The following is a 25477-nucleotide window of genomic DNA, read 5'->3' as shown; positions in this document are numbered from 1 at the left end:
TATGGTCCTACCATGTCGGCGGGTTGGCGAGTGCCGAGCGCAACCCACTCGCCCGGTGCACGCGGCGTCCGACCGCGGCACGCAACGTCTCCGGGCTGCCGACAATCCGTACCCGCGTCTTCGCGCGGGTGATGGCGGTGTAGAGCAACTCTCGCGTCAGCAGCGGCGAATCGGCCGGTGGCAGGACAACGGTCACCGCGTCGAACTGACTGCCCTGACTACGATGGATGGTCATCGCATACGCCCACATCGTGTCCGCGAGTCGAGCCGGCGGGATGAACACCGGATCGCTGAACTCACTGCGCCGGAAGGCGACGGTCAACGCCGGTTCCCCTTCGCCGGCGGACGGGGCGGACTGTTCCGACAGCAGAGCGACCGCCACCCCGCAGTCACCGTTGAACACCTTGTTCTGCCGATCGTTCGCGGTCACCAGAATCGGTACGCCGGGCGCCGGGATCGCCGCCTCGACATTCACGACCGGATGCCCAGGCACATCGTTGAGCCACTCAGTGATCTGGCGCGACCAGCCCTGCACACCCCACTGCCCCTCCCGGTGCGCACACAGCACCCGATGGGAGTCGAGAATTCGCAACGCGCCCTGCGCATCGGCGGTGCGCGCCGCCGACCACAAGGCCGTGCCCCAGGCGACGATGTCGTCTCGGATCGCGGGCTCGTCGGCGTCGACCAGCGTGACGTCGTCGAAGTCGCCCGACCCGATGAGTTCGAGGACTCCGTCGGCGTCGCCGGCGTTGACCGCGGTGGCCACGGCGGCGATGCCATCCCGATTGCGGAAGTTGCGGGTCAGCTCGACGATGCCGTCGGCCAGGCGTGGCCGCTCGGCGACGGTGATGCCAGACTCGTCGGCGAGGCCGGCGGTCACCGCGTCGAGTGCGGTGCCACTCGGTTCGCGTTCGACGAGGTCGGCGAGGACCGCACCGGCCTCCACGGAGGCGAGTTGATGCGGGTCGCCGACGAGGATCAGTCGCGCGTCCGGACGTACCGCCTCGAGTAGGTGACTCATCGCGGTCACCGAGAGCATCGACGTCTCGTCGACCACGACCACGTCGTGCGGCAACCGATTGGTGCGGCCGTAGCGGGGCCGCGAACCCGGACGCCATCCCAGCAGTCCGTGGACGGTCACCGCATGGACCGATGGGGCGGCGACGTCACCGTGCGCGCCGGTGCCCGTGCCGGTCCCGAGTGCCCGCCGCATACCGTCGAGCGAGGCCTGCAGTTGCGCAACGGCCCGCCCGGTCGGCGCACACACGGCGACATGCAGACGCGCCGAGCCGAGCCGTTCGAGCACCGCGAGGATGCGGGCGACCGTGTAGGTCTTGCCCGTTCCCGGGCCGCCGGTCAGCACCGAGGTCCAGCGCGTCGCGGCGACCGCGGTCGCCAGCCGCTGCCGCGGCGCGACGTCGGCGGTGCCGGCGAACACGTCGTCGACGGCGCGCAGGATCTCCTCGACCGATGCGCCCGGCGCCGATTCGGAGCGCTCGGCGAGAACGGTGCGGATGACCTGTTCCTGCTGGAAGTACTTGCGTAGGTACACGAGTGGTCCGTCCGCGGAGTCGGCGACGACCAGCGGCCGCAGCGGTCCGCCCGCGCCGCCCCGAACCAGGGGGCTCGACCGGAGCGCGGTGATCATGGCCTCCGGCGAGGGCAGCGTGAGCGCGGGCATCGCCGGATCGGTGGTGTCGCCGATTGGTTCTGCGACGTCACGCGGCGCCAGGCAGGTCGATCCGAGGCGCACTGCGCGCACGGCAAGCGCCGTCACCAGCTGAGCGGTGTCGGACACCGGTTCCCCGCACATGCCGACCAGCCGGGTGGCCACGTGGATGTCGGCGGCGTCGAGTATCCCGGCCGCCATGGCCTGGTGCAGCAGTCCGGCCGCCGCGATCCCGTGCGGCTCGGCAGCGATCGCCGAGGGTGGCGTGGTGGTCATCGTTGTCCTTCCGCCAGCAGATCCGATAGGGCGATGACCAGTTCCGGCGGCACCGACCATTCGAAGACGCCGCAACCCGGTGGCGTCGCCGGCCCGGCCATGCCCCGGACGAAGTGATATTGCACCGGCCCCAGATGCCGGGATGGGTTGTATCCGGTCAGCCGCCAGCGCAGATACCGATGCAACGCAACCGAATACAGCAGTGCCTGGAGCGGATAGTGCGAGCGGATCATCTCCGCGGCCATGGCCTCGTTCGAGAAGTCCTCGACCACGAGCTCCCCCGGGCGCAGCCGGTTGGTCTTGTAGTCGACGACGACGTATCGGCCGTCGGGGGTCCGCAGCACCGAATCGATGCTGCCGGTGAGGAATCCGCGCAATCGCTGCGGCGGCAACAACGTCAGTACCTGCGCGTACGGGCGCAGCGGATCGCCGAGCGGCAGCAGTTCACGCATCAGGTCGCCGATCGCCGACAGCGTGGCACCGTCCCGGTGGGGCTCGAGGGGCGCGCCACCGGAGCCCAGCGGCATCTCGAAGTCGAGTTCGGCCAACCGATCTCGCGGGCCGATTCCCCACAGGTCACCGAATCCGAGCGGAGTGGTCAACACTTTCTCGAGCGCCCCGGTCAGTGCATCCACATCCACCGGGAGCGCATACCGGGCCGCCGACCGTTCACAGAGTTCGCGGACATGCGCGGCCCGGTCGGGCGCGGAGGTGTCGACATACTCCAGCGTCTCGTGTACGAGCGTGCCGAAAGCCGCACCGAACGGCATGCCGTTCATCGGCGACGGCGTGCCGTCCTCCGCAGATGCCGCCCCCGCGGCCGGACCGACCGGTGCCGGGTCACCGCTGTCTGCGGGCTCGTCGTCGACGGCTTGCGCCTCGGGCTCGGGTTCGCTGCCCGAGGTGAGCGGGCCCGCCATGGCGTGGCCGGCACCGGCCACGATCGCCGAGTATGACGTGCGGCGCCAACCGCGGTCGATCCGCCCGGTGAACACCGCCGCTGCCAACTCTGCCTGCACCGGCCCGGCGTCCCCGGATTCCCAGCGGCCCGGAACGAGGCCGCCCGCCGACTCCACACTGATCGTGTCGGAACCCGCGCCGAGTTGCTGTAGCCGGCTCGCGCATTCGTCCGGATCGGGTACCCGTACCGATTCGCCGACGTCGGTACCCGGGGCCATGTACCCGGCCGGATGCCCGAACAGCAGGCGGTGCAGAGCCGATTCGCTGGTGCCGCGCGACGGCGCCCACCACATGACCACCTGTGAGCCCGCGCGCGTCAAGGCCACGTAGAACTTGCGCAGATCCTCGCCGGCATCCTCGGCGACGCTGCGGCGCAGGCGTTCCGGGCGTCCGGTCGTATCCACCCCACCGACGTCGACATGACGGCGCCCGTCCTCGTCGTGGTACCGGAAGGTCTTCGGCCTGGAGTTACGCGCACCGTCCCAGCCGAAGGGCACGTAGACGATCGGGAACTGCAGACCCTTACTCGCGTGCACGGTCATGATCTGTACGACCTGGGTGTCGCGGTCGAGCCTGCGCGTCTGTTCTTCGGAACGGCGCCACAACGATTCGTCGCCGATCCGGTCGGCCAGCCACTCCCCCAGCGTGGTGAGCCCGCAATCGTTCTCGACGACATGGCGATTGCACACCGTCGACACCTGCAGCAGATCGGTGAGCCTGCGTTCGCCGTCCTCCTGCGCCAGCACCCGCCCGGCGACGCCGTTGTCGGTAAGTAGGCGCTGCGCCATCGCGGCAAATCCGCCCTCGTCGAAAACCCTTGCCAGATCGCCGAATCGAGCGGCGAGCTCGGTGAGTTCGGACTCGGCGGCGGCGGCCAGTCCGGCGGCGGTCCAGCCGACGAGCGGCGTCATCGCCGCCAGCGCCACGCGGTCGGTCCGCGACGGCGACTCGATCGCCCGGATCAGCCACAACCAGTGCTGGGCACTCATCGTGGCGAAGACGCTGGTTCCGGTACCCACCACCGAACCGATGCCGTGGGTGGCCAGCGCATTCTGCAGCGGCTCGATGGTGCGATTCGCCGACACCAGGATCGCGATGTCACCGGGATGGACGGCCCGGGCACCCGCATCGGTCGTGATCTGCGTGCGCGAGGAGAGCAGTGCGGCGATGTCGGCGGCGACGTCGGCGATGACCGATTCCCGCACATCGTTGACCGACGCGAATGCGCTGTTGCGCATGGTGACCGGGAAGTCACCGTGGGTGAACCACCGCAGCCGCAACGAGGGAACCGCCGTGCCGTCCGCGGCTGCGAGGCGGCTCTGGGCCCGCTGCGCCGTGACCTCGTGCACGGTGATCTGATCGTTGCCCAGATTGGCCCCGCCGTACACCCGGAAGAGTGCGTCGACGAGGTCGGCGTCCGAACGCCGGTTCGTGTCGAGGGCCAGACGCTGCTGCGCGACGCGAACCGCGTCGAGGTAGCTGAGGATCTCCGCACCCCGGAAGGCATAGATCGACTGTTTGGGATCGCCGACCAGGACCAGCCGCCGGTGACCGTGGAAGCAGCGCCGCAGGATCTCCCACTGGAAGGGGTCGGTGTCCTGGAATTCGTCGACGAGGATCAATTCGAAGGTGTCGCGGATGCGTGCACACGCGTCGGCGCCGATCTGCCCGTCGGTGACGATGGCGTACAGGATCATCTGCAGATCGTCATAGGTACGCAGCCGCGACTCACGCTTTCGCTCCTCCACGAGCTTGCGGACGAGTCCGCAGAAGTTGACCCGTCGGGTGGCGACCAGATCGGCCGGGTGCGCGGCCGCACCGGCCCCGGTATCGGCCGGAACCAGGTCGACAGCCGGGTTTCGAACGGCTTCCTTCGCGATGATCACCGCGTCGTCGAAGGTGAACACCGGGTCCTCCGGGTCGCGGGCGAAGCCCCGCAGATAGAGATCGAGAGCGGTTTGTTCGACGAGATCGTCGACGTCCTCGACGATCTCGTAGATCAACTCCCGCTCGCCGAGGAACCCGAGGGCTTCGAGCATCCGGTTGCAGAAGGTGTGCGTGGTCGCGATGGTCGAGGCATCGAAGTCCGACAGGGCGCGTGCCAGCCGGTCCCGGCGAAGCGCGATCTCCTCGGCGGCACCGGTCAGGAGGAGTGTGACGAGTTCGTCGGCGTCGGAAGGCACCTCCCCGCGCGTCGAGGTGTCGATGGCGGTGAGCAGTCCGGTGAGTCGCTCGCGCATCCGTTCGCGGAGTTCGGCGGTCGCCGAGCGACTGAAGGTGACCAGGAGCAGTTTGTCGATCGGCAGGCCCTCGGCGATGTGCCGCGCGGCGATACCGACGATGGCGTAGGTCTTGCCGGTGCCCGCACTCGCCTCCAGGACGGTGGTGTGCTCGTCGAGCGGTTCGGTGAGGTCGAAGGGACGTGGTGCATCGAGCCGGCCGCGGGCGACGCCGGTTGCCGGGAAGGTCATCGGATCTCCTCATGGGCGACGATCGGCTCCCAGATCCGCCCGGCGAGGGTGGTGAACACCGGCTCCCCCGCGGACATACCGACCTGCCCCCACACCGGGTCGTCGGGCACCCGTAACCGGGTCAGTTCGTCGAAGGCGACCGTTGTCGTCACGTCGCCGCCGTAGACCAGGCGCAGATAGGGATCGTTCTGTGCGCCGAACATCGACGCAAACCGGGTTTCGGCTGCGACCAGGGCGATGGAGTCCGAACTGCCCCCGGCGCGTTTGATTCCGTAGGCGGCCCCCGGATCGAGCGGCAGCGGCAGGACGATCTGCAGGCCGAGCCGACGGATGGCGACGAGGTCGGCGAGCGTGGCCAGCGGGTCGTCGGGCGCCGCGAGCCGAACCGCGGTGATGCCGGGTGCCTTCCGGTCGGCGCGGCCGACGATCGTGATGGAGTCGACGGCCGCCCCGCCGACGGCACCACACCGGTGCGCGGCGGCGACCGCGACGAGCCGGATCCATGCGGCCAGACGTTGTTTGGCCCGCACTTTGGAGTAGGTGGCCTCGACGATGCCGTTGCCGAACACGCCGCCGACGCTGCCGTGCAGACGTGTCCCGCCGGGCAGATCGAGGACGAAGTCGCGGGTCGCCGGATCGCCCTGACGCAACCCGGCCGCGACCTCGTGGACCGCGGCCACCTGCCGCGAGATCCGGGTCAGCTCCCGCCGCCCGAACTCGGCAGGCGGCAATGTGCCGCGCCGCAACTCGGCCATCTGGCAGTCACGCAGATCGGCACCCGCCAGTGTCCGGGTCAACAGTCGGTCGCCGATCGCCCACTCGTCGATACCGGCGAGTGCGACATCGAGGCGGTCGTCGTCGCCACGCTCGTCCTCAGGCATCCGGGCGCCGAGTCGCTGCCGGACGAATCCTTCGATCGGATTCGCGAAAAAAGCGACGAGCGAAGATAATTCGACGTCGTCGGTGGACTCCTCGAAATGGGTGCCGCGACGACCTTCGAGGTGGCTGTCGGCGATCCGGGCGGCCGGTCGCGTCGTCCCGCGCAGGGCACGTGCGCCGGCGAGCAACCCCTGATCGAAACTGAACGGTTCGGCGATGCCGCGGAACGCCCCCGGTTCGAAGTTGCGGGCGTCGAACCCGTGCAGCGTGTGGCGGCAGATCACGTCGTCGGATGGCATCGCGCACAGGGTGGCGACCGTCTCGGCGAGTTCGCTGATCACCACCGCAGGTGGTACCCGACTGCCCGACACCGGATCGGCACCGGTGTAGAACACGAGCAGATTCTCCTGCGCCGCCGTCAGCGCGTCGAGGAACAGTTGCCGGTCCTCGGCACGGGGATTGCGTTCGCCGAGCATGGGGACGCGGCCGAGGATATCGTCGCCGTCCACGCGCAGGGCGCGGGGGAACGCGTCGGCGTCGATACCGAGCAGCACGATCACCCGGTGTGGCACCGACCGCATCGGCACCAGGGTGCACACCGTCAGTTCACCGGTGCGAAAGTTGGCTCGGGTCGGCCGGCCGGCGATCATCATGGCGACGAGGTCACGGACGTCCGAAAGCCGCAGTGTGGCGGCCGGATCGCTCTGCCCGCGCTCGGCGTCCCCAGTGGTGGGCGACAGTGCCTCGGTGATCGCTCGGCGAGCCTGCGCCACCTGCCATTCCTCCCCGGGAGCGATGTCGGTGAGATCCTCGACGACGGCGATGAGCGTGTCGGTCCACTCGGCCGCAGGCGCGGTGGCGGTGAGTCGGGTCAGCAGCGAGGAGAGCCGATCGACGAATTCGATCAGCCGGCCGGCGAGGTCGATCTGAGTGCTCTCCACACCCTCCAGCGGCAGCGCGGTGCCGAGCCATTCGCCGTCGTCCTCCTCGGCGACCACACCGAGCGCGATCCGGTCCAGGCCGGCATCGAATGTCCCCTGCGGAAACCCGGACAGTTGGAATCGCGCTCGCTGCGTGTCGTCGATCCCCCACCGGATTCCACTGCGCGACAACCACTCCCGCACCCATTCCAGGTCGTCGTCGGACATTGCGAAGCGCCGGCGGACCGGCTCGAGGGCGAGGAGGTCGACGACCTCACCGGCGGTGACCCGCGCGGCGCCGAGTTCGACCACGGTGGCCACCACGTCGAGCACCGGGTTGAGGTGGCGCAGGCCGCGGTCGGCGAGCCGCACGCGCAGAGCGGCCGCGGGATGGTCGAGTCCGCTCTGCCCGAAGGCGCCGCGGATCAACGGGGCGAAGGTCTCCACGTCGGGGCACATGACGATCACGTCGCGTGGCTGCAGTGTCGGGTCGGCGCTGAACAGGTGCAGAACCCGATCGCGCAATGCCTCCACCTGGCGTTCGGGGCCATGACACGCGTGGATCTCGATCGAATCGTCGGCGGTACAGGTGCCGCGGTGCGCACGCGGATCGACGTCGTCGCGGATTCCGGCCTGTACCGCCGCCAGCACGGTCGTCGCGGGGCCGTCGGACGCCGCATGGTGGATGTCTCGATCCACCAGCGGCGCGACGGTCAGTTGCAATTCTTGGACATCGTGGGAAAGGCCGGCCAACAAGGGATTTCGCAACGATGGCGCACGCCACGAACTCCGCCGGCCATCGTCGGGGGCACCAGCGCCGGCGACCGCCCGCCACAGTGCCGGCCCGGGATGGGGAACGAAGAGGTGGACGTCACGGTGGACCGCCAGCGCCGCAGCCACCTGACGGAAGGTCTCGTTGACGCGGGTCGGCCCGAAGATCGACACCCGGTCCGGCAGGTCGACCGCCTGCGGATCGGCGCGTATCGCATCACACACGGCACCCATCCGTTCCACCGGATGCGGACTGCCGATCCGGTGACGCACCTCGCGCCAGAATCTCGGTTGCCACGACATGTCGACAGGCAACGACCCGCCTGCCCCGTCCTCCGACCCTCCCGCGGCCCAGTCGGCGAGCATGCCCGGACGCCGGCGTGCGTAGCGCTCGAAGAGATCGGCGATGTGGCGAGCGGTGGCATAGCGGCGTCCGGCCCGTCCGTCGTCGGATTCGTCCAGTGCACCGATATGCCGCGCGAGCATTCGCATCTGCGGGTCGGTGACGAGATCGTCGAGCACCGCCAGCACCGGCCAGCCCAATCCGTCGGAGCGCCAGTGCTCGGCAGGGGTGGTCGCGGTTTCCACACCGCCGATCGCATCGACGACCATGTCGGTCAGTGCGTTCGGTGAACAGAACCCGATGTTGGCGGCGATGCCGTCACCGCGGGCCGCCGAGGTCCCCAACCGACTCGCCAACCGCTGCGACAACCAGCGCTCGACGCCGCGGGCGGGTACTGCCACGAGTTCGGTGGCCATGGGATCCGACAGCGGGGTGGTCAACACCTCGGCGAGTGCGTCGGCGAGGACGTCGGTGCGTTCGGCACGGTGGAGCGCAAGCATAGCGAGTGTGACCCCGTCAGTTCTGCGGGCGTAGTTCCGGGATATCGGCCCGGTTGGTTTCGAGGATGTCGCGCGCGGACTGTGGGATGGCGGTGGGCCGGTTGGTCGTCGGGTCGACCGCCACCAGCGTGGTGCGGGCCAGGGCGCACAGTGTGCCGTCGGCAGCGGTGATGGTGGCACCGATGGTGTACGAACTGGTGCCGACCCGGGTGATCGCCTGCCGGACCACCACCGGCTCGAGGCTGTAGTACAGAGGTGCGCGGAACTCGACGTCTTGCCGTACCACCACCACGGGGAGCCGATCGATCCCCCCGGCGAACCATTGACTGAACGCCCGCACACGCCCCTCCTCGAACAGCCTGGAGACCTGGACGTTGTTCACATGAGCGTTGAGATCCATGTCACCCCAACGCAATTGGAGCTCGATCTCAAGGGGCGCGCCCGGCCCTGCTGCCGGCTCGGCGGGCCGGGAGTCGCCCGGCGGTGTATCGATGGCCACAAGAGGCAGCCTAGCGGGGCCCACCGACGGAAACGGCCGGGCCGGTTTCGCCGACATCGCACACTGCGCCGAACACGCCGGCGGGTCCGCCGCGACACACCCGCAAATGACGACGGAGGACCAACCGAGTCAGTACACTCGTGTCCCGAGCGGACCCTGCCGTGCGTGCCGATTGTGCACCGGTCGCGGGAGTCCACCAGCACACATCGGGGAAGCACGCATGAGGGCATTGGGGACCGGGTGATCATTGAGACGTCGCGGATGCTGTTGCGCCCGGTCGAGCGCGATGACATCGACGACCTGGTGCGCCTCGACAGCGATCCACTCGTGATGCGCTTCGTCAGCAGCGGTGATGCAACTCCGCGCAGCACCATCGAGGACTGGGTGGTACCGCGGGCCCAGACCGAGTTGCGCACCGGGCGGGGCGGGATGTGGACGGTGATCGACCGCCGCTACGGAGCCTTCCTCGGCTGGGTGTCCCTGCGGGCACCGCGGCATTCCAGCCGGCCCGAACTCGAACTCAGCTACCGATTGCGTCGCGAATATTGGGGCCGGGGTCTTGCCACCGAGGCGGCCCGCATCGTCACCGACCGTGCGTTCACCGATCTCGCGGCGCAGCGCCTGTTCGCCAGCGCCACATCCACCCACACCGCGTCTCGGCGCGTCATGGAGAAGCTCGGCATGCGCGTCTGTGGCATACACGTGGGCGACGAGTACGACCCGCACGGATTCGGCGAGGTCGAATACGACTTGTTGCGCGAGGACTGGCAGCGGCGCAACGCCGTCTGGCCGTCGTCGACCGATCTCACCGCCTGACAACCTCGGCCGCCGCGCGGATCGCGCCGCGACCCGCGTCGGTGAGTGACGCCTCGCCGCGACCGATCCATCGACGAGGACTACCGTGGGAAACCGTGCGCACGTGACCGCGTTCGTACACGATGGCAAGTAGCGCCCGGCAACAACCGAGCGCTCATGTCCACCATCGGGCATCACCACAATCGAGTAGGAGACGTTCTCGGATGAGCAGTCCCACCCCGACTTCGGCACGTCCTCACGTCGTCATCATCGGCTCCGGCTTCGGTGGTCTCTTCGCAGCCCAGCGCCTCGCGAAGGCGGACGTCGACGTCACGCTCCTCGCCAAGACGACTCATCACTTGTTCCAGCCGATGCTCTATCAGGTCGCCACCGGAATCGTCGCCGAAGGCGAGATCGCCCCGGCGACCCGCGTGGTGCTCCGCAAGCAGCACAACACCAAGGTGCTCATGGGTGATGTCTTCGAGATCGACCTGACGGCCAAGACCGTGACATCGCGACTGTTGGAGCGCGTCACCGTCACCCCTTACGACAAGCTCATCATCGCCGCCGGCGCCGACCAGTCCTACTTCGGCAACGACCACTTCGCCGAATATGCGCCGGGCATGAAGACCATCGACCACGCGCTGGAGTTGCGCGGGCGCATCCTGGGGGCGTTCGAGCAGGCCGAGTTGTCCGACGATCCCGCCGAACGCGCCAAGCTCCTGACCTTCGTGGTCGTGGGCGCCGGACCGACCGGCGTGGAGTTGGCCGGCCAGATCACGGAGATGAGCGACAAGACCCTCAAGGGCGCCTTCCGCAACATCGATCCCACCGAGGCACGGGTGATCCTCCTCGATGCGGCACCGGCGGTGCTGCCCCCGTTCGGAGAGAACCTCGGCCGCAAGGCCGCGGCGCGGCTGGAGAAGATGGGCGTCGAGATCCAGCTCAACGCGATGGTCGTCGACGTCGACTACGACGGACTCGTCGTGAAGGAGAAGGACGGCACCACCCGCCGGATCGAATCCCAGTGCAAGGTGTGGTCGGCAGGGGTGCAGGCCAGCCCATTGGGCAAACAGCTCGCCGAACAATCCGGCGTCGAACTCGACCGCGCGGGCCGGGTCAAGGTGCGAGCCGACCTCACCATTCCGGGTAACCCGGATGTCTTCGTCGTCGGCGACATGATGGCGGTCGACGGGGTGCCAGGCGTCGCACAGGGTGCGATCCAGGGCGGCCGGTACGCTGCCGATGCGATCAAGGCCGAGCTCAAGGGCCAGACGCCGGATCAGCGCAAGCCGTTCAGCTACTTCGACAAGGGGTCGATGGCCACCATCTCCCGCTTCAGTGCCGTGATGCAGGTGCCGATCCCGGGAACCAAGAAGAAGTTCGAAACCGAGGGCTACTTCGCGTGGCTGGGCTGGCTTGCACTGCACCTGGTGTACCTCGTCGGGTTCCGCAACCGGCTGAACACCTTGATCAACTGGTTCTTCGCGTTCACCACGCGCGGTCGCTCGCAGCTCGCGGTGACCGAGCAGCAGGTATATGCCCGTACCGCGATCGGTGCACTATCGGCCCTGGAGAAGAAGCCGGTCGAGGAAGTCGAGGCGGCCTCCGCCGGGGCCGACGACACCGCCGCGAGCTGATCGCGCCGCTACCTCCAGCACCCGCCGGTATCGCTGCGCGAGTCGGCGGGTGCTGTCGTCTGTCGAGATCGCTGGTGGTCGATGAGCGTGGCCACCTCAAGGGCATCGCAACGGGCCCGTCCCTGCGCGAGACCTTCGCTGAGTGACGTGGTCAGCGTTGCGTCACCGGCCAACGCCAGTCGAGCAGCAAAATGGGTGGCGTCGACCACGGCCGGGCGGGTGTCCGGATAGCGGAAAACACTGGTGATCGTCGTCAATCCGACTGCAGCCGAGGCGGATCCGCTGCCCAGCGCCAGACCGTGCCGCAGGATCGGACGGTCGTCGACGTCGACGTGCAATCGGCCGTGCCACCGCCCGGTCGCGTCGTCGGGGTGGTGCGACGCGGAGCGCCCGATCTGGATGTGCTCGTGCAGATCGATCATCGCGTCGGCATCGGCGTACACCTCGATGACGGACTGGTGATCCGCGCCGCCGGCGATCACCGTCGGCTGGGGATCGAGGCGCAGCCGTGCGCCGGCGCCGACCTCGATCCGCCAGTGCGACGTCGAGTCGACCCGATCGGCCGCGGGCAGTGCGATGGTGGCGGCCACCGAACCCAGGTCGAGGGCGGCACCCGGGCCGAGCCGCACCAGCACCTCGATGTGGTCACCACCGAGGGGCGTGGCGGCGGTACCGACGAGATGCGCCGAAGCCGCACCCGTCTGACGCACCGCCAGTCCGCCGGTACATCGAATCCGTGGCGAGCGCCGCGCCTCGGCGACGATCTCGACCTCGGTGTGCACCTATCCGCCGACCGTGGCGGCCTGCGCGAGATGTCCACGCACCCAGGCGAGTACGTCGGTGGCAGCCGGGTCGTCGGTCAGCGAGATCATCGCGGTCGGACGGCCCTCGCGTACCTTCTCCGCGTCGCTTCGCATCACACCGAGATCGGCACCGACCCGCGGCGCGAGGTCGGTCTTGTTGATGACGAGCAGATCCGAGAAGGTCACCCCCGGACCGCCCTTGCGGGGCACCTTGTCACCGCCGGCGACATCGATGACGAAGATCTGGACGTCGATCAGTCCGGTGGAGAAGGTGGCGGTCAGGTTGTCGCCACCGGATTCGACGAGGATCAGATCCAGCGGCGGATTGGCCGCGATCAGGTCGTCGATGGCATCGAGATTGGCGGTGATGTCGTCGCGGATCGCGGTGTGCGGGCAACCGCCGGTCTGCACCGCGGTGATGCGTTCGTCGGGCAGCACGGCGTGCCGGCGCAGGAAGTCGGCGTCCTCGGTGGTGTAGATGTCGTTGGTCAACACCGCCACCGACAACTCCTCGCGCAGTTGCCTGCACAGGGCGGCGACGAGCGCGGTCTTACCGGAACCGACCGGACCGCCGATGCCGATACGCAGTGGCTCACCTGGTTCCCGGTGCCGACGCGGGCGCTCGAGGCCGTGGTCGTGTGGTTCTCCGTCGATCAGATGCGGGGGCATGGGCGATCCTCTCTGGTGGTGATGTGACGGGCGATCGTTCGGCCGGCGGCCGAGCGAATCCGGTTCAGCGCGTGAACATTCAACTCATGAACAGGGGCATCGGGCGGGTCTCGTGCCGTTCGGCGAAGACATCGAGAATCGGGTCGGACAGGTCGGCGAGCCCGGTGGCGGCCTGCGCGGCGACGGCCTCGCATTCGGCCCCGAGGTCGACGATCATCAGCGCGACGTCGGCCGGATCGAGCGCCAGCAGGCGCTGCCCGGCGGTGGCCGAGCCGCTGACGGTCGTGTAGACGAGGACGAGTGCGGTATGAAACCCCGACAGTGCCGACACGCGGCCGACCGACCCGCTGATCACCGGTAGATGGGTGGCCGGCCGGTGGCCGGACCAGTCGGCGCCGGGCCACATCCGCCGGGCCAGGCGGACCATGCCGCGCCCCTGTGCGAGGGACGCCTTGCGGACCGCCGACGACGGGGTACGTGCATCGGTCTCGATCTGGGCGGTCGGCACGTCGAGCGCGCCGTCGGCGACCGCCGCCGCGATCGACGCCGACACGAGTCCGGTGGTGGTCAACCGACGGTGCAGGAATGCGGCGAGATCGCCGACACTTCGGACGAAGCCGTCGGCGATGGCCTGCTCGACGCCCCCGGAATGGACGTGACCGCCCACCGGCAAGCGTGAGTCGGCCAATGCCAGCATCATCGCCAGTGGCGACGACGGCCGGCCGGAGCCCGCGCCGAGCGGGCCGGAATCGGAAGACCAGGAGTCGATGATCACCGGCAACTCAGAAAAGGAAATAGCGTTGCGCCATCGGCAATTCCGCAACCGGCTCGGCGTCCCACACCTCGCCGTCGACCCGAACGGTGAACGTGTCGGGGTCCACTTCGATGCTCGGCGTGGCGTCATTGCGCGGCATGTCCGCCTTGCCCACCGAACGGGTGTTCTTGACCGGAGCCAGGCGCCGCCGGATGCCGATGCGTTCGGCGAGATTCTCGTCGCAGCCCGGCGCGACGAAGGTGATCGAGGTGTCCGCAGCCGTCGGTGCGGCCGCACCGAACATCGGCCGCGGCAGGACCGGCTGTGGCGTCGGGATGGACGCATTCGCGTCGCCCATCTGCGCCCAGGCGATTGCACCGCCCTTGATGACCAGATCGGGCTTCACGCCGAAGAACGCGGGGTTCCAGAGCACGAGGTCGGCGAGCTTGCCGACCTCGACCGAACCGATCTCGTCGTCGAAGCCGTGCGCGACGGCCGGGCAGATCGTGTATTTGGCGATGTAGCGCTGCGCCCGGTTGTTGTCGGCCCGGCCATCGCCGGCGAGCGACCCACGTTTGCGCTTCATCACGTGCGCGGTCTGCCAGGTCCGCAGCACCACCTCGCCGATGCGGCCCATCGCCTGGGCGTCCGAGCCGATCATCGAGATCGCGCCGAGGTCGTGGAGGAGGTCTTCGGCGGCGATCGTCGACGGCCGGATGCGGCTCTCGGCGAAGGCGAGATCCTCGGGCACCGTCGGATTGAGGTGATGGCACACCATCAACATGTCGAGATGTTCGTCGAGGGTGTTGACGGTGTGCGGGCGCGTCGGGTTGGTCGAACTGGGCAGCACGTTGGCCGCGGCGGCCACCGTGATGATGTCCGGCGCGTGCCCGCCGCCCGCGCCTTCGGTGTGATAGGCGTGGATGCTGCGTCCCGCGATGGCGCCCAGCGTCGACTCGACGAAGCCGGCCTCGTTGAGCGTGTCGGAATGCAGGGCGACCTGCACCCCGGTCTCGTCGGCGACGCGCAGACAGGCGTCGATCGCCGCCGGGGTACTCCCCCAGTCCTCGTGCAGCTTGAAACCCGATGCGCCGGCACGGACCTGCTCGCGCATCGCCTCGGCACTGACGGTGTTGCCCTTGCCCAGCAGGGCGATGTTCATGGGCCAGTGATCGGTGGCGGCGAGCATCGACGCGAGATGCCAGGCGCCCGGGGTGACCGTCGTGGCCTTGGAGCCCTCGGCCGGCCCGGTGCCACCACCGACCAGAGTGGTGATCCCGTTGCCCAGCGCCTCGTCCATGATCTGCGGACAGATGAAGTGGACGTGACAGTCGATGCCGCCGGCGGTGAGGATCTTGCCGTTTCCCGCGATGATCTCCGTCGACGCCCCGATCACCAGGTCGGGATGCACCCCGTCCATCGTGTCAGGATTGCCGGCCTTGCCCATCGCCACGATCCGGCCGTCTCGAATACCGATGTCGGCCTTGATGATTCCCCAATGATCGAGGATCACCACACCGGTGATGACGGTGTCCGGCGCGCCGTCGGCCCGGGTCGCGCGGCTCTGCCCCATCGATTCGCGGATGACCTTCCCGCCACCGAAGACCGCCTCGTCACCGGCCGAACCCGGTCCGCCGCTGCGGTCCTCGGTGACCTCGATGAGAAGGTCGGTGTCGGCCAGCCGGATCAGGTCACCGGTGGTGGGTCCGAAGAGTTGTGCGTAGCGATCGCGCCCCAGCGTGGCCATCTAGTCGATCCTCCCGGGTGCGTCGAGCGAGATCCCGTGTACCTCGCGAGTGCCGCCGAGCGGGACGAGCGAAACCGTCATCTCGATGCCCGGCTCGAAGCGCACCGCTGTTCCGGCCGGGATGTCGAGACGTCGTCCGCGCGCGCGGGCACGGTCGAAGTCCAATGCCGGGTTGGCCTGCAGGAAGTGGACGTGACTACCTACCTGGACCGGCCGGTCGCCGCGATTGACGACGCCGAGAGTGACGGTATCGGCACCCGCGTTGAGTTCTATGGTGCCGTCCGCGACGATCACCTCGCCCGGCACCAGCGCCGAGATCTTCTCCGACATTTATGTGCGTCCCTGTCTGATGAGTACCCGACCGGCGAGATCAGCCGATCGGGTTGTGCACGGTGACCAGCTTGGTGCCGTCCGGGAAGGTCGCCTCGATCTGCACGTCATGCAGCATCTCCGGCACGCCATCCATGACGTCGTCTCGGCTCAGGACCTCGCGTCCGCTCGCCATCAGTTCGGCGACCGACCGGCCATCCCGCGCGCCCTCGAGGACGTGATCGGTGATGATCGCGACCGACTCGGGATGATTGAGCCGCAGGCCGCGCCCTTTGCGGCGGCGGGCCAGCTCGGCGGCGTACGAGATCAGCAGCCGTTCCTGCTCATGCGGCGACAGTCGCACCGGTCCCCTCACTTCCCCGTGTGGGCTTCACTGTTCGATTCGAATTCACCTCGGCGCAACCCTGGTGCGCGTCGGCTCCGTCATCCTGCCACGACTCGGGGCACTCGGCGCGGCGAGCGAGTGCGGCGCTCAGTCGGGCGTCAGCGCACCGCCGCCTGCGGCCAGTTCGGCGAGCCGCTGCACCGTGCACAGGGGTGCGAGATCGGTCACCTCGTCGGCGGTGAACGCGCCCGCGGCCAGGCCGCGTCGGATGACCAGAGCCAAGGACATCGCGGTCGCCGGCTCGTCGACGACGTCACCGCTGCGCCGCTCGAAATAGGCCTGCAGGCGCGCGGCGGCGGCCGGCATCGCCGTCCGATAGAAACCGGTGACGGCCAGCCAGCGGGTGACCAGATGCCCCGGATGCATATCCCAACCCTGATAGAAGCCGCGTTCGAGCGATCGCGTGACCAGCCGATGGTGCCGACGCAGGGCGGCGTCGATCTGGTGGGGACTGCCGGTGGGCATCACCTGGGTCGACCCGTCGCTGATCCACACGCCGGTTTGCGCAGCGGCGACCTGCATCACGGCCTTCGCATGGTCGGCGACGGGGTGTTCGAGCGATTGCTGCGCGGACACGATGCCACAGGCCGCGCTGTAGTCATAGGTGCCGTAGTGCAGCCCGACGATGCGCGGCGCGCCGCGGTGGATGGCCTGCGCGAGCGTCGCGCGGCCGTCCGGACCGAGAATTGCCTGGGGGATCTCGATCTGCAGCTCGACGCGCAGCGCGCCCTCGGCGAGCCCGTGGATCCGCTCGAATTCCGCACACAGCACATTGATGGCGTCGACCTGGCGGACGTCACGCAACTTGGGCACAGTGATGACGAACCCCGGCGGGACGCCGCCGGCCGCGTCGAGGACGAGTTCCAAGGTGCGGATCCCGCGTCCCCGCTCACGTGCCCCGAGCCCTTTCGCCCGGACCCCGGCGAATCGCGGGGCCCAGGTCCGCTCGGCCGCCCACCGGGCGAGGATCGTGCCGGCCCGCCGGGCGTCGGCGTCCTCCCGAACGTCGCCACGCCATCCGTATCCGTCTTCGAGATCTATGCGCAGATCCTCGATCGGAGTGGTGGCGAGCCGGTGCCGGGTGATCTCGCGCACGTTCGCGTCGGCGAGATCGGCGACTGCCGGGGCCGTGGCCTCGAGTTCCAGCGCAACCGCCGACCACTTCCGAGGGGTATCGACATCGACGTCGGCGGCACTGACATAGACGGTGTGAACGGGCTGCGACTCGTCACGGTCACCGGGAAACCAGCGATCGAGGTCGGTGTCGACCGGCTCGAGCACATCGTCGATGCGGGCGCGAACCTCGTCGGCGATGCCGCCGGTCACTGCCGCTCGCCGTCGGGCAGTTCGATGTTCTGCAGCCGCACCTGGCTGCGTGCGACCAGGCGGTCGGCGTCGTCGAACATCTCGACCGCCCACAGCTGCTGACGCCGGCCGCGATGAATGGGACTGGTGCGGGCGGTGATGGTGCCGGCGCTGATCGAGCGGAGGAAGTCGGTGTTGTTGTTGACCCCGACCGCGGTGCCGCCGATGCCGGTTTCCTGCAGCCAGTGGTAGCCGCTCATGCTGGCCGCGCTCTCGGCGACGGCGCAGTACACGCCTCCGTGGACGATGCCGAAGGGCTGATGGTGTTTCGGCCCGATCTCCAGCGTGGCGACCAATCCGTCGATCGTCACGGTCTCGATCACGGTGCCCAGCGCGCCGTCGAGGCCGATCTTGCCTGTCGCCTTCACGAATTCGTCATTGCTCGTCATGGTGACAAGCGTGTCATGCCCGGTTCGCCGAGGCGGCACGGACGGTGTCCGCATGGGAACGACATCGGATCGGAAGGGGCAAAAATGCCTTACAGGAACCGGTAGGCCCCACACCTCGTTGACGTGTGGGGCCTACCGCGGTGTGGGCCGGGGGTCTCTGCAGCCCTCAGGACTCTCACGCGGCCCAACGGGAGTTAATGTAGGCTAGCCTTACCGCCAGTGTCAAGCGTTGGGGAATACCGCGGGGAAGCTGCACGTCACACCACACAACAGCCGACGTCGAGGCGACACAGCAGAAGCACCGACAAGTCGGATGCGGCATCGAGGAGAAGTAACAGTAAAATGCGAAAGATGAACGGATTGGGAGACCTCGAACGGGCGGTCATGGACACCCTGTGGAGCACTCCTACCCCACAGACGGTGCGCCAGGTCCACGAGTCGTTGTCGGAGAACCGGTCCCTGGCCTACACGACGGTGATGACCGTCTTGCAACGTCTGGCGAAAAAGAACCTGGTCACCCAGATCCGCGAGGATCGGGCCCACAAGTACGTGCCCACGCACCCGCGTGAAGATCTCGTCGCCTCCCTGATGGTCGATGCGCTCAGCGAAGCCGACGCCTCCGGATCGCGACACGCGGCGCTGGTGTCGTTTGTCGGGCGCGTCGGTGCGGACGAGGCCGCAGCACTGCGTCTGGCGCTCGATGAGCTCGAAGCCGCACGAGCGCCCCACGAAACCGGTTAGATTCACCTGAAACAGCCTGATCGGCCCAACCGCGAGGACAGCCAACGATGACCGCCCTTCTTTTCGGCATCCTGACGTTGCTGTTGGTCGGCCCGGTGCCGGATATCCTCTCTCGTGCCTCCTGGCCGATCCGCGCCCCCCGCGCGGCCATGACCCTGTGGCAGGCCATAGCTCTGGCCGCCGTGCTGTCGGCATTCAGTTGCGGGCTCGCCATCGCCGCCAACCTCCTCGCGCCCGGGGCCGATGGAGCCCCGACCACCCATCCGCTCCATGAAATCGAGCGACTCGGTGCGCCGCTGTGGTCGGTCTATGTGGCGGTGTTCGCGCTGACGCTGCTGATCGGGGCGCGGCTGCTGTTCACCGTGGTGCGGGTCGGGGTACGTACCCGTGCACGGCGCGCCAACCACCGTCAGTTGATCGATATCCTCGACGCCTGCGATCGATCCGATCACACACATCCGCTCTTCGCCCGCGACATCCGCATGCTCGACGTGAGTGAGCCCCTCGCCTATTGCCTGCCCGGGCTACGTCAACGCGTGGTGCTCTCCGAGGGCGTCGTCTCCCGCCTGACCCGCGACGAGCTGATCGCCGTCATCGCCCACGAACGAGCGCACCTACGTGCCCGACACGACCTCGTTCTCGAGGCCTTCATCGCGTTGCACGAGGCGTTCCCACGGTTCGTCCGCAGCAGTTCGGCGCTCGACGCGGTCAAACTGCTCGTGGAGGCGCTCGCCGACGATCAGGCCGTCCGCGCGACCGCGCCGACCACGCTGGGCCGCGCGCTCGTCGCGTGCGCCGATGCGGTCGCGCCGCGTGGGGCGATGGCGGTGGGTGGCCCGACCACCCTGACCCGCGTGAACCGCCTATGCCACGACCGGCCGACCCCGTTTCTGGCGATGGCCGCTTATGCCGCGGCGATCGCCATTCTCGCGGTGCCCACACTGGCGGTCGCGATCCCGTGGCTCACCGAGATCAGCCGCCTCCTCACTGCACACCGCTGAAATTTGCGCCTGATCATCGCCCGTCGCGGCCCCGCGTCGTCGGCAGATCGGCGCTCGACTCGTGTCGACGATGACATGGGCACCCGGCGACACACCGTCGCAGCCATGAACCCATAGGCTGGAGCAATGACCAACCCCGCCACCTCCCCAGCTGCCAAGGCTCAGATCGGTGTCACCGGTCTCGCCGTCATGGGTTCCAACATCGCCCGCAACTTCGCGCACCACGGATACACCGTCGCGCTGCACAACCGCAGCATCGCCAAGACCGACGCCCTGATCGAGAACCACGGCAGCGAGGGTTCGTTCATCCGAACCGAGACCATCGCCGAGTTCATCGACGCACTCGAGAAACCACGCCGGGTGCTGATCATGGTGAAGGCCGGCGACGCCACCGATGCGGTCATCAACGAACTGGCCGACGCCATGGAGACCGGCGACATCATCATCGACGGCGGTAACTCGCTGTACACCGACACGATCCGCCGCGAGAAGGCAATGGCCGAACGCGGGCTCCACTTCGTCGGCGCCGGGATCTCCGGCGGCGAGGAGGGCGCCCTCAACGGCCCGTCGATCATGCCCGGCGGGCCGGCCGAGTCCTACAAGTCACTCGGCCCGTTGCTGGAGTCGATCTCGGCCCACGTCGATGGCGAACCGTGCTGCACCCATATCGGCCCGGATGGCAGTGGGCACTTCGTGAAAATGGTCCACAACGGCATCGAATACGCCGACATGCAACTCATCGGCGAAGCCTATGACCTGATGCGCCGGGTGCTCGACCTGCCGGTCGCCGAGATCGGCAATGTCTTCTCCGGCTGGAACACCGGAGACCTCGAGAGCTACCTGGTCGAGATCACCGCGCAGGTTCTCGCGCAGGTGGACGCCGACACCGGCAAGCCGCTCGTCGACGTCATCGTCGACGCAGCGGGCCAGAAGGGCACCGGCCGGTGGACGGTCAAGTCGGCACTCGATCTGGGTATCCCGACGACCGGTATCGCCGAGGCCGTGTTCGCCCGCGCCCTGTCCAGCGCCACCGACCAGCGTGCCGAGGCCCGGGGACTGGCCGGCGGTTCGCCGGGTGCGGCTCCGAGCGACAAGGCCGCCTTCATCGACGACATCCGCGCAGCGCTCTACGCATCCAAGGTCGTCGCCTACGCCCAGGGATTCGATCAGATCGCGGCGGGCAGCAAAGAGTACGGATGGGACGTCGATCCCGGATCGCTGGCCACCATCTGGCGTGGCGGGTGCATCATCCGCGCGCAGTTCCTCAACCGCATCCGCGAGGCCTACGCCGACAACCCGGACCTGCCGAGTCTGCTGTTGGCTCCCTACTTCCGGGAAGCCGTCGAATCCGGGATCGACGCCTGGCGGCGGGTAGTGGCGATCGCGGCCACCGTCGGCGTACCGGCACCGGCGTTCTCGTCGTCGCTGTCGTACTACGACGCCCTGCGCAGCGAACGGCTGCCTGCCGCCCTCACCCAGGGCCTGCGCGACTACTTCGGCGCACACACCTATCAGCGCATCGACAAGCCGGGCACCTTTCACACGCTGTGGGGCGGCGACCGCAGCGAGGTGGAGCAGTAGAAAGGGCTCGAGCACTCCGATGCAATTCCTCTCCGGTCATCACCTGACCCACGATCTCACCTATGACGATGTGTTCGTCGTCCCGAACCGTTCCGACGTGACGTCGCGCTTCGACGTCGACCTGAGCACACACGACGGGTCGGGCACCACCGTTCCGATCGTGTCGGCGAACATGACCGCGGTGTCGGGAAAACGGATGGCCGAAACCCTCGCGCGCCGAGGCGGACTCGCGGTGCTGCCGCAGGATCTCCCGTTGGCGGCGGCCACCCGTTCGATCGCCTTCGTCAAGTCGCGCGACCTGGTGGCCGACACGCCGGTCGTGTTGACGCGTGAGGACTCGGTCTCCGATGCCCTCGCGCTGCTGACCAAGCGTGCGCACGGCGCGGCGGTCGTCGTCGACGATGACGTCCCGGTGGGTCTGGTCACCGAAGCCGCGTGCGCCGACGTGGATCGCTTCGCCCGCGTCGCCGACATCCTGGCCCCGGTGGTGGTCACGTTGCCGGTGCACACCCCGCCCCGCGAGGTATTCGATGCGTTGACCGAACTGCGTCAGGAGCTGGCGGTTCTGACCCACGCCGACGGCACACTCGCCGGCGTACTGACACGGGTCGCGGCTCTGCGTCACGGCGTCTACCGACCCAACGTCGACGCCGACGGTCACCTACGGATCGCCGCAGCGGTCGGCATCAACAGCGATGCGGCCGCCAAGGCGACCGACCTGGTGAAGGCCGGGGCAGATCTGTTGGTCATCGATACTGCTCACGGACACCAGGAGCGTATGCTCGCCGCCATCGAATCGGTCGCCGCCGTCGACCTCGGCGTGCCGATCGTCGCAGGCAACGTGGTCTCCGCCGAGGGCACCATCGACCTCATCCGCGCCGGCGCCGACATCGTCAAGGTCGGGGTCGGGCCCGGCGCGATGTGCACGACGCGGATGATGACCGGTGTCGGTCGTCCGCAGTTCTCGGCGGTGGCCGACTGCGCCGCCGCCGCCCGCGAGCACGGTGCGCACGTCTGGGCCGACGGTGGCGTCCGGCATCCGCGTGACGTGGCCCTCGCGGTGGCCGCTGGTGCGTCCAACGTGATGATCGGGTCATGGTTCGCCGGCACCTATGAGTCGCCCGGTGATCTGCAGCAGGACGCGCACGGCGCATACAAGGTCAGTTTCGGCATGGCATCCAAACGCGCGGTCGTCGCCCGCTCGGCCGATGACAACTCGTACGACCGGGCCCGCAAGAGCCTGTTCGAAGAAGGCATCTCGTCATCGCGGATCCCGATCGACCCCGATCGGCCCAGCGTCGAGGACCTGATCGACCACATCTGCTCGGGCGTACGCAGTACGGCCACCTACACCGGGGCGCGCACCCTGACCGAACTGCACGACCGGGTCGTCCTCGGGGTGCAGTCGGCCGCCGGATTCGCGGAGGGCCGCCCCTTGCCGGGCGGGTGGTGAGCGCCGGGTGCAGACAGTCCTCTACGTCGCCGGGCTCGTCGGCTTCGTCGCACTGACCCTCGGCACCGCGTTGTTCGTGGCCGCCGAGTTCTCGCTCACCGCGCTGGAACGTTCGGCGGTCGATTCCGATGTCGCCACCCGCGGTGACCGTCGGTCGCGGATGGTGCAGCGCGCCCACCGCACCCTCTCGTTCCAGTTGTCCGGGGCGCAGCTCGGCATCACGATCACCACACTGGTCACCGGCTACATCGCCGAACCCGTTCTCGCCCAGCTCATCACGCCGGGCCTGAAGGCCGCGGGGCTCGGTGCCGGGGCAGCGTCGGGCGTCGCGCTGGCGTTGTCGCTGATCATCGCCACTTCGCTGTCGATGGTGTTCGGCGAGCTCGTCCCGAAGAACCTCGCGATCGCCAATCCGCTCGCGGTGGCGCGGGCGACCGCGGGGCTGATGACGATCTTCTCGGCGACCTTCCGGTACGTGATCAACGGTCTCAACAGCTCGGCGAACTGGGTGGTGCGCCGGTTCGGCATCGAACCGGCGGAGGAACTCCGATCGGGACGTTCACCGCAGGAGCTGGCGTCGCTGGTCCGCAACTCGGCCCGGCAGGGCTCCATCGACGAGGACACCGCAACGCTGGTCAATCGTTCGCTGCGATTCGGTGAACTGACCGCCGAGGATCTGATGACTCCGCGCGTCACCGTCGAATGTCTCGACCGGGATGCCAGTGTCCGCGATCTGGTGATCGCGTGCTCGGCCACCGGTCACTCCCGGTTCCCGGTCGTCGACGACGGTGATCTCGACGAACTGATCGGCGTCGTGCACATCAAGCAGGCCTTCACCGTCGCACCCGAACAACAGTCCACGACCACTGTCGCGGCCCTCGCCCGGGCGGTCGGGCGGGTACCGGTCACTCTCGACGGCGACGCCTTGATGGAACGCATCCGGGCAGACGGTATGGAACTGTGCGTCGTCATCGACGAGTACGGCGGCACTGCCGGGATCGTGACCACCGAGGACCTCATCGAGGAGATCCTCGGCGACGTCACCGACGAACACGACAACGAGCACCCCGATGTGCAGGCCGATGGGGACGGCGGATTCCTGTGCTCGGGGCTGCTGCGTGTCGACGAGTTGTATGACGCCACCGGTTACCGCGCGCCCGACGGTTCCTACGACACCCTCGGCGGCCTCGTGATGTTTGTCCTCGGACGTGTTCCGCAAGCGGGCGACACCCTCGAACTGCCCGCCCGCACGCCGGTGGTCGAATCCGATTCCGATGATGACGAGAGCGATGATTTCGACGACGAGTTCCCGGCCCAGCGCTGGCGGGCGAGAGTGACCGAGATGGACGGCCGCCGCGTCGACGTCGTGTCCGTGCAGCCCATCACCGACGATGCATCCGACGCCCCGCCCACACCCGACCGACCGACCGAGCGCGACGCGCCGACGGGACGCGACCGGTGAACGACATCGGGGCCATCGTGCTGGCGGTGGCGTTATTGGCGGGCAACGCATTCTTCGTCGGCGCGGAATTCTCGATCATCTCCGCGCGCCGCGACCGCCTCGAGGCTCTTGCCGAGAGCGGAAAGTCACGTGCACGCATGGTGATCCGTGCCGGCGAGCAACTGTCGTTGATCCTGGCCGGTGCGCAACTGGGCATCACGGTGTGCTCGATTCTGCTGGGCCGGGTCGCCGAGCCAGCGATCGCACATCTACTCGAGGCGCCATTGGATCTGGCGCGTGTCCCCGATCAACTGCTGCACCCGATCGCGTTTGTCGTCGCCTTGGCGTTGGTGGTGGTGCTACACATCCTGCTCGGCGAGATGGTCCCCAAGAACATCGCACTCGCGGGACCGGAGGCGTCGGCAATGCTACTGGTGCCGGTGCACCTGGTATTCATCAAGATCGCACGGCCGTTCATCAGCATCTACAACTGGCTGGCCACCATCACGCTGCGGGCGATGCGGGTGGAACCCAAGGATGAACTCGATTCGACGGTGTCGCCGGTCCAACTGGCCCAGATGCTCGGCGAATCCCGCGAGGAAGGTCTCATCGACGCCGAGGAGCACGCGCGTCTGAACCGGGCACTGCGATCGGTGAGTCGCATGGTTGCCGAGGTGATGATCCCGCTCGACCGGATGCGCAGTGTCGATGTCGAGCGTGATCCGGCGACCGGCGGCACCGGGCCGACACTGGGTGCGGTCGAACGCGCGGTCAGTGCCACCGGATTCTCTCGATTCCCGGTACGTGATCCCGATGGCACCTACACCGGCTACCTGCATCTCAAGGACATCCTCGACGACATTCTCGACGAACGGATCGGTCCCGACACCGTCATCGGGATCGACAAGGTCCGGGCGCTGCCGGTGATCGCCGCCGACACCCCACTCGACGAGGCGACCGGAGTGCTGCGCCGTACCAGCTCGCACCTCGGTGCCGTCGTCGACGAGTCCGGCCGCACCGTCGGGATCGTGGCCCTCGCCGACCTCGTCGAGGAGTTCGTCGGCACCGTCAACGACGAAACCCACCGGATCTGAC

20 protein-coding genes are annotated in these 25477 nt (G+C 68.3%); 8 read left to right on the top strand and 12 right to left on the bottom strand.

The genetic code is table 11. From position 1 onward, the window contains the following. Positions 1-7: 7 nt before the first annotated feature. Genes recD through ACPXB3_RS15300 form a run of 4 tightly spaced genes read right to left on the bottom strand, consistent with a single transcriptional unit; the run spans position 8 to position 9288 of the window. Positions 8-1945, bottom strand: coding sequence for an exodeoxyribonuclease V subunit alpha (recD, locus tag ACPXB3_RS15315; protein WP_425728242.1), 1938 nt, complete (start codon positions 1943-1945; stop codon positions 8-10). After that, positions 1942-5376 (bottom strand): UvrD-helicase domain-containing protein, encoded by a 3435-nt coding sequence (locus ACPXB3_RS15310; RefSeq protein ID WP_425702471.1) that lies wholly within the window; start codon positions 5374-5376, stop codon positions 1942-1944. The genes recD and ACPXB3_RS15310 overlap by 4 nt, the downstream gene beginning before the upstream one ends. Continuing rightward, positions 5373-8789: an exodeoxyribonuclease V subunit gamma gene (recC, locus tag ACPXB3_RS15305; protein WP_425728240.1), complete on the bottom strand. Its 3417-nt coding sequence runs from the start codon at positions 8787-8789 to the stop codon at positions 5373-5375. Before recC ends, ACPXB3_RS15310 begins: the two co-directional genes overlap by 4 nt. Before the next feature lie 16 nt (positions 8790-8805). Then, positions 8806-9288, bottom strand: coding sequence for an acyl-CoA thioesterase (locus ACPXB3_RS15300; RefSeq protein WP_425728238.1), 483 nt, complete (start codon positions 9286-9288; stop codon positions 8806-8808). 240 nt (positions 9289-9528) lie between these two features. Between ACPXB3_RS15300 and ACPXB3_RS15295 the strand changes: the two genes are divergently transcribed. Further along, positions 9529-10104 (top strand): GNAT family N-acetyltransferase, encoded by a 576-nt coding sequence (locus tag ACPXB3_RS15295; RefSeq protein ID WP_425728236.1) that lies wholly within the window; start codon positions 9529-9531, stop codon positions 10102-10104. A gap of 203 nt (positions 10105-10307) precedes the next feature. Then, positions 10308-11723, top strand: coding sequence for an NAD(P)/FAD-dependent oxidoreductase (locus ACPXB3_RS15290; RefSeq protein ID WP_425702464.1), 1416 nt, complete (start codon positions 10308-10310; stop codon positions 11721-11723). Positions 11724-11731: 8 nt separating this feature from the next. Here ACPXB3_RS15290 and ACPXB3_RS15285 read toward each other — a convergent pair whose 3' ends face one another. The 8 genes from ACPXB3_RS15285 to ACPXB3_RS15250 form a co-directional block, all read right to left on the bottom strand. Further along, positions 11732-12505, bottom strand: coding sequence for an urease accessory protein UreD (locus tag ACPXB3_RS15285; protein ID WP_425728234.1), 774 nt, complete (start codon positions 12503-12505; stop codon positions 11732-11734). Continuing rightward, a complete protein-coding gene (gene ureG / locus ACPXB3_RS15280; RefSeq protein WP_425702460.1) occupies positions 12506-13195 on the bottom strand; it encodes an urease accessory protein UreG in 690 nt (229 codons plus the stop codon). A gap of 79 nt (positions 13196-13274) precedes the next feature. Further along, positions 13275-13895 carry an urease accessory protein UreF gene (locus ACPXB3_RS15275; RefSeq protein ID WP_425728264.1) on the bottom strand — a complete coding sequence of 207 codons (621 nt, stop codon included), beginning with the start codon at positions 13893-13895 and terminating at the stop codon, positions 13275-13277. An 82-nt stretch (positions 13896-13977) separates the two neighbouring features. After that, complete coding sequence (locus ACPXB3_RS15270) at positions 13978-15696, bottom strand: urease subunit alpha (RefSeq protein ID WP_425702458.1); 1719 nt, start codon at positions 15694-15696, stop codon at positions 13978-13980. Continuing rightward, complete coding sequence (locus ACPXB3_RS15265; RefSeq protein WP_425702456.1) at positions 15697-16026, bottom strand: urease subunit beta; 330 nt, start codon at positions 16024-16026, stop codon at positions 15697-15699. Between the two features lie 40 nt (positions 16027-16066). After that, positions 16067-16369, bottom strand: coding sequence for an urease subunit gamma (locus tag ACPXB3_RS15260; protein WP_425702455.1), 303 nt, complete (start codon positions 16367-16369; stop codon positions 16067-16069). Between the two features lie 129 nt (positions 16370-16498). Then, positions 16499-17737: a DUF6986 family protein gene (locus ACPXB3_RS15255; RefSeq protein WP_425702453.1), complete on the bottom strand. Its 1239-nt coding sequence runs from the start codon at positions 17735-17737 to the stop codon at positions 16499-16501. Beyond that, positions 17734-18165 carry a PaaI family thioesterase gene (locus tag ACPXB3_RS15250; RefSeq protein ID WP_425702452.1) on the bottom strand — a complete coding sequence of 144 codons (432 nt, stop codon included), beginning with the start codon at positions 18163-18165 and terminating at the stop codon, positions 17734-17736. Before ACPXB3_RS15250 ends, ACPXB3_RS15255 begins: the two co-directional genes overlap by 4 nt. A gap of 342 nt (positions 18166-18507) precedes the next feature. Between ACPXB3_RS15250 and ACPXB3_RS15245 the strand changes: the two genes are divergently transcribed. From ACPXB3_RS15245 to ACPXB3_RS15220, 6 genes are all read left to right on the top strand, one after another. Then, positions 18508-18906: a BlaI/MecI/CopY family transcriptional regulator gene (locus ACPXB3_RS15245; RefSeq protein WP_425702450.1), complete on the top strand. Its 399-nt coding sequence runs from the start codon at positions 18508-18510 to the stop codon at positions 18904-18906. Between the two features lie 47 nt (positions 18907-18953). Continuing rightward, positions 18954-19907 carry a M56 family metallopeptidase gene (locus tag ACPXB3_RS15240; protein WP_425702448.1) on the top strand — a complete coding sequence of 318 codons (954 nt, stop codon included), beginning with the start codon at positions 18954-18956 and terminating at the stop codon, positions 19905-19907. 126 nt (positions 19908-20033) lie between these two features. After that, positions 20034-21488, top strand: coding sequence for an NADP-dependent phosphogluconate dehydrogenase (gene gndA / locus ACPXB3_RS15235; RefSeq protein WP_425702446.1), 1455 nt, complete (start codon positions 20034-20036; stop codon positions 21486-21488). A 19-nt stretch (positions 21489-21507) separates the two neighbouring features. Further along, positions 21508-22941, top strand: coding sequence for a GuaB1 family IMP dehydrogenase-related protein (locus ACPXB3_RS15230; RefSeq protein WP_425702445.1), 1434 nt, complete (start codon positions 21508-21510; stop codon positions 22939-22941). Between the two features lie 7 nt (positions 22942-22948). Continuing rightward, on the top strand, positions 22949-24403 hold the full coding sequence (locus ACPXB3_RS15225; protein WP_425702443.1) for a hemolysin family protein: 1455 nt from the start codon (positions 22949-22951) through the stop codon (positions 24401-24403). Continuing rightward, positions 24400-25476 carry a hemolysin family protein gene (locus tag ACPXB3_RS15220; protein ID WP_425702441.1) on the top strand — a complete coding sequence of 359 codons (1077 nt, stop codon included), beginning with the start codon at positions 24400-24402 and terminating at the stop codon, positions 25474-25476. Before ACPXB3_RS15225 ends, ACPXB3_RS15220 begins: the two co-directional genes overlap by 4 nt. Position 25477 lies beyond the last annotated feature (1 nt).

The sequence above is a fragment of the Gordonia sp. DT219 genome (assembly GCF_049847065.1).
GTDB lineage: Bacteria > Actinomycetota > Actinomycetes > Mycobacteriales > Mycobacteriaceae > Gordonia.
Note: the sequence above shows the minus strand (reverse complement) of the source record. Positions and strands in the feature narration are given on the sequence as shown.

Excerpts from the sequence above, each read along its gene's own strand:
- ureG (WP_425702460.1), bottom strand. The coding sequence starts at position 13,195 with ATGCCCCCGCATCTGATCGACGGAGAACCACACGACCACGGCCTCGAG.
- ACPXB3_RS15230 (WP_425702445.1), top strand. The coding sequence starts at position 21,508 with ATGCAATTCCTCTCCGGTCATCACCTGACCCACGATCTCACCTATGAC.
- ACPXB3_RS15275 (WP_425728264.1), bottom strand. The coding sequence starts at position 13,895 with ATGATGCTGGCATTGGCCGACTCACGCTTGCCGGTGGGCGGTCACGTC.
- ACPXB3_RS15240 (WP_425702448.1), top strand. The coding sequence starts at position 18,954 with ATGACCGCCCTTCTTTTCGGCATCCTGACGTTGCTGTTGGTCGGCCCG.
- ACPXB3_RS15250 (WP_425702452.1), bottom strand. The coding sequence starts at position 18,165 with ATGACGAGCAATGACGAATTCGTGAAGGCGACAGGCAAGATCGGCCTC.
- ACPXB3_RS15265 (WP_425702456.1), bottom strand. The coding sequence starts at position 16,026 with ATGTCGGAGAAGATCTCGGCGCTGGTGCCGGGCGAGGTGATCGTCGCG.
- ACPXB3_RS15245 (WP_425702450.1), top strand. The coding sequence starts at position 18,508 with ATGCGAAAGATGAACGGATTGGGAGACCTCGAACGGGCGGTCATGGAC.
- ACPXB3_RS15270 (WP_425702458.1), bottom strand. The coding sequence starts at position 15,696 with ATGGCCACGCTGGGGCGCGATCGCTACGCACAACTCTTCGGACCCACC.
- gndA (WP_425702446.1), top strand. The coding sequence starts at position 20,034 with ATGACCAACCCCGCCACCTCCCCAGCTGCCAAGGCTCAGATCGGTGTC.
- recC (WP_425728240.1), bottom strand. The coding sequence starts at position 8,789 with ATGCTTGCGCTCCACCGTGCCGAACGCACCGACGTCCTCGCCGACGCA.
- ACPXB3_RS15310 (WP_425702471.1), bottom strand. The coding sequence starts at position 5,376 with ATGACCTTCCCGGCAACCGGCGTCGCCCGCGGCCGGCTCGATGCACCA.
- recD (WP_425728242.1), bottom strand. The coding sequence starts at position 1,945 with ATGACCACCACGCCACCCTCGGCGATCGCTGCCGAGCCGCACGGGATC.
- ACPXB3_RS15290 (WP_425702464.1), top strand. The coding sequence starts at position 10,308 with ATGAGCAGTCCCACCCCGACTTCGGCACGTCCTCACGTCGTCATCATC.